Here is a 3801-nt window from a genome sequence, read left to right as displayed (position 1 = left end):
GCGCTTGCCAGGACTGGACTGGACCTTGCCGGACCCGAGCCGACTGATGTCGGGCAGGCATTGCGAAATCAGCCGCTCGCCCGAGGCTTACCTGCTCTACGACCTGTCGACCAACGGTACCTTCATCGATGGCAACACAACCCGGCTGACCAGTCCGCATGCCTTGCGGGACGGCGAGCGGCTGCGGATCGGGGCCTACCTGATCCGCGTCGAAATCAAGGACGACGGCGAGCCAGTCAGGCACGACGACCTGGCCGACGGGCATTCCCCGCCCGCCCCCGAACCGCTGCTGCGACTGACGATCGAGAGCAAGCCCACGTCTGCCGACCAGCATCCTCTGACGAAAACGCTGGGTCACCAAGGAGTGCTCAGGATCGGCCGGGACGACAGTAACGACTGGACGCTACCCGACCGAACCGGCGGCATCTCCCGGCACCATTGCACGATCCGCTTCACGGACGGCGCATTCGTTCTCCAGGACAGTTCCTCCAATGGGACCTTCGTCAATCATAGTAGTGAGCGCATCAACGACCGCGTCAGCGACAATTACCCGCTACGCGATGGAGACCTCCTGTTGATTGGTCCTTACTTGATTGCCGTACAGATCACTGGCCTTGCGGACACTACTCCAGACGGCGCTACCAGTTGTGGCGTCGACCAACCCGCGCCTCTTCCGGTTGCGGACGAACCCCCCTCTGCCCAGGTTGCCCCCGTGCGCCCCGCCGGCAATGCGCGGCGCGGCGGTGACCCGGCATTGCTGCTTGCCGACCTACCGCCGGTTGCCCTGACGCCGGCCGAGCTTGGCACCGACAGGATGCCGGCGAACGTTCCAGCGGCCGACGACGGCATGACCCTCCTCGCGCGGGTGGTCAAGACACCGCCAGCACTGCCGAGCGAACCGGTGGTCACCCGGATTGTCGCGGAAGCCGCCCCTTCGCCCTCTACCGATGCTACCGACCCTACGCCGCCAGCGCAGGCGGCGACCGGCGGCGACGTACTGGCCAGCATGGCCAGAGGACTCGGGCTGTCGCCCGAAGACCTCGAAGAAACCGACGCCGCAGCGCTGGGCGAACGGCTCGGGCAACTGCTCCTCCTGATCACCGACGAAATCCGGCAATTGCAGGCCTTGCGCAACGCTGCCCTCGACCAGCCGCCTGGGGTACGCCCTGGTCCGGCCCCCAGCAATCCGCTCAGCATCATGCCGACCAACGAGGAAGCGCTGCGCGTGCTGTTCGGCCCACCCCGGCGTGCCTACCTGGACTGCCAGCAGTCTTTCCAGACCAGCCTCGCCGAACTGGGCGAGCACTTTCGGCAGACCGAGGCTGCCGTTCGGACCGCTGTGCAGATAATGGTCAACGAACTGGCCCCCGAGGCCATCGACCGTGCGGCGTCGGCCGAGAACCGCATGGGCCAATTGCTGAGCTCACGCAAGGCCAGGCTGTGGGACCTCTACGTCGAGCGTTGGGGCAGCCGCCAATCCTTGCAGCCACACCGACCGGTCAGTTCCTTCATCGCCACCTTCGCTGGCGAAACGGCTCGCGGCGACAAACTGGAAGAGAATTGACCCGGTCGACGCTTCCGCGAATAGAGATCGGTAGCCCTTGCGTGCCCTCGCCCGCCGACGAGCGTCTGGCAAGGCGAGGGCGAAGCCGGCACAGTCGACCCAGATCCGGCGAGCTTCCCTTCAGGGTTCGCTTTTGTTCATGGCAATGATCAGCGCCAGCATGCGGGCGCAGGAAGGCTCCGATGAAGTTTTTCAGCTACACCGATCCCGACCAACAGGTCACCGAAATAGTCGCTCCGGCAAGGCTGCGGCCTGTCCTGCGAGAGTTCTCGGACGATGAGCTCGACAGCCTCGACAGCTTCGTCGCCGAGTTGCGCTTTGCCACCGGCAGCCGGATCATCACCGCCGGCGAGCGCAGCGATGCCTTGCTGATCATCGTTTCGGGCAGCATCCGCATCACCGCCGGCGCAAGCGGCCAGACCGAGCGCGAAGTGGACGTTCTCGTGGAAGGCGAAGTGTTCGGGATCTCGTCCTTCCTCGATGGCGAAGCCAGCGCGATCACCGCCACCGCCCTGCAAAGTACCGAACTGCTTGCCTTGCGACGGAATTCCTTCGCGCAGTTGGCGGCCTGGAAGCCGGCGCTGGCGATCGCCCTGCTCCAGGATCTTGCGGCCTACACCAGCCGGCGCCTGCGCCAGCTGCAGACCGCGTTTTGAGCCTTGACCCGCGAATCCATGCCATGAGCCCCGAGCGATTCTTCGCCAATTACACCAAACGCACGTCGGCTCTGCCCAAACCCGTATGGCAGGTGTTGCGCGTCTTCACCCTGCTCGCCACCCTCGGCTTCGCCGTCCTGCTGACGGTCGATCCCGCCGTCGGGCTGCAGCTCTGGTGGGGTCTGGCCATTCCGGTCCTGCCAGCGGTGCTGGTGATTGCGCCCGGACTCTGGCGGCAGGTCTGCCCGATGGCCTTCCTCAACCAGATTCCGCGCATGACCGGCAGCAGCCGCAGCCTGCCGCTTCCCGGCAAATGGAAGGAGCGGGCCTTTCTCATCGCCGTCGCCCTCTTCCTTGCCGGCGTTGCCGCCCGCGCGCCGGTGCTCAACCACGCAGGCGGACTGGTGGCCGCCGGCATCGTCGGCGTGCTGATCGCGGCCTTCGTCGGCGGCCTGGTGTTTGCCGGGCGCAGCGGCTGGTGCGGGACCTTCTGCCCACTGGGGCCGATCCAGCGCACCTATGGCCACGCCCCACTGGTCGTCGTCCCGAATGGCTATTGCCCGACCTGCGTCGGCTGCCAGAAGAACTGCTACGACTTCAACCCGCGCGGCGCAATCTTTGCCGACCTCGTCGATTCAGACCCGCGCTACGCCAGCCAGCGCCGCCTGTTCATCGGCCTGCTGCCGGGGCTGATCGGTGCCTATTTCCTGCAGGGACCGACGCAGACCTATGGCTACGAACTCTATCTGGCCATTCTGCTCGCGGCCTGCTGCGCGTCCGCCGGCCTGTATGCCATCGCCACCAGCTGCTTCCCTCTGTCGCCGCATCGCGTCGCGGCCGTTTTCGCCGCCGTCGCCTTAGCCATCTTCTACTGGTTCGGCGGCCCCATCGTGCTCGGCACCCTCGCCCACTTCCTCTCCTTTACGGCACCGGAATGGCTGACGGTTGCGAGCCGCGGCGTCGGCGTGGTCGGCGGGCTGATCCTGCTCGGCACCAGCCTTTACGCCGAAGGACTGTTCGCCAAAGCCGCCGCCCAACCCGCACAGCGCGCCCCGGAGCCGAGCGGCAGGACGCAGATGCATACCCGTTTTGGTGGCAAGCAGGGGGCGGAGGTGACCGATCGGGAAACGAAGATCGCCTTCCCGGTCCCGAAAGGCGCGACCCTTCTCGATGCCATCGAGAGTGCCGGGCTCAAGATCAACTATGGTTGCCGGGCCGGCCTCTGCGGTGCCGATGCGGTGGTCGTGTGCGCAGGCAGCAAGCACCTGTCGCCGGCTGGTGACGACGAACTGGCGACGCTGCGCCGACTGGGATTGGAAGGCAAAGCACGGTTGGCATGCATGTGCCGGGTCAGCGGCCCGGTGCTCATCGACCGCGACCCGAACTCCAGCACAGCGGAACAAACCGAGGCAGCACCCGCCGCGCCGGAAGTCGACCATGCGCTCGGTACAGGCATTTCCCGGGTAGTGATCATCGGCAACGGCATCGCCGGCACCAGCACCGCGGAACAATTGCGCCGCCTGAGCGCCTCGCTCCAGATCGACATGATCACCAGCGAACCGCTCCACTTCTACAACCGCA

Annotated in this window: 3 protein-coding genes; all 3 read left to right on the top strand. The window is 66.1% G+C overall.

Annotated elements, in window-relative coordinates:
* Positions 1 to 1564: type VI secretion system-associated FHA domain protein TagH (gene tagH / locus CAPSK01_RS15655; protein WP_273703817.1), on the top strand; the 1564-nt coding region annotated here is incomplete at its 5' end.
* Between the two features lie 182 nt (positions 1565 to 1746).
* Entirely contained in the window at positions 1747 to 2220 is a 474-nt protein-coding gene (locus tag CAPSK01_RS23340; RefSeq protein ID WP_273703816.1) for a cyclic nucleotide-binding domain-containing protein, read from the top strand.
* Between the two features lie 23 nt (positions 2221 to 2243).
* Positions 2244 to 3801, top strand: a 1558-nt coding sequence (locus CAPSK01_RS23335) for a 2Fe-2S iron-sulfur cluster-binding protein (protein ID WP_273703815.1), incomplete at its 3' end; no start/stop codon positions are given.

Origin of the sequence: Candidatus Accumulibacter vicinus (assembly GCF_000584955.1) — a bacterium.
Classification (GTDB): Bacteria; Pseudomonadota; Gammaproteobacteria; order Burkholderiales; family Rhodocyclaceae; genus Accumulibacter; species Accumulibacter vicinus.
Note: the sequence above shows the minus strand (reverse complement) of the source record. Positions and strands in the feature narration are given on the sequence as shown.

Coding starts and splice junctions, on each gene's coding strand:
- CAPSK01_RS23340 (WP_273703816.1), top strand. CDS start 1,747: ATGAAGTTTTTCAGCTACACCGATCCCGACCAACAGGTCACCGAAATA.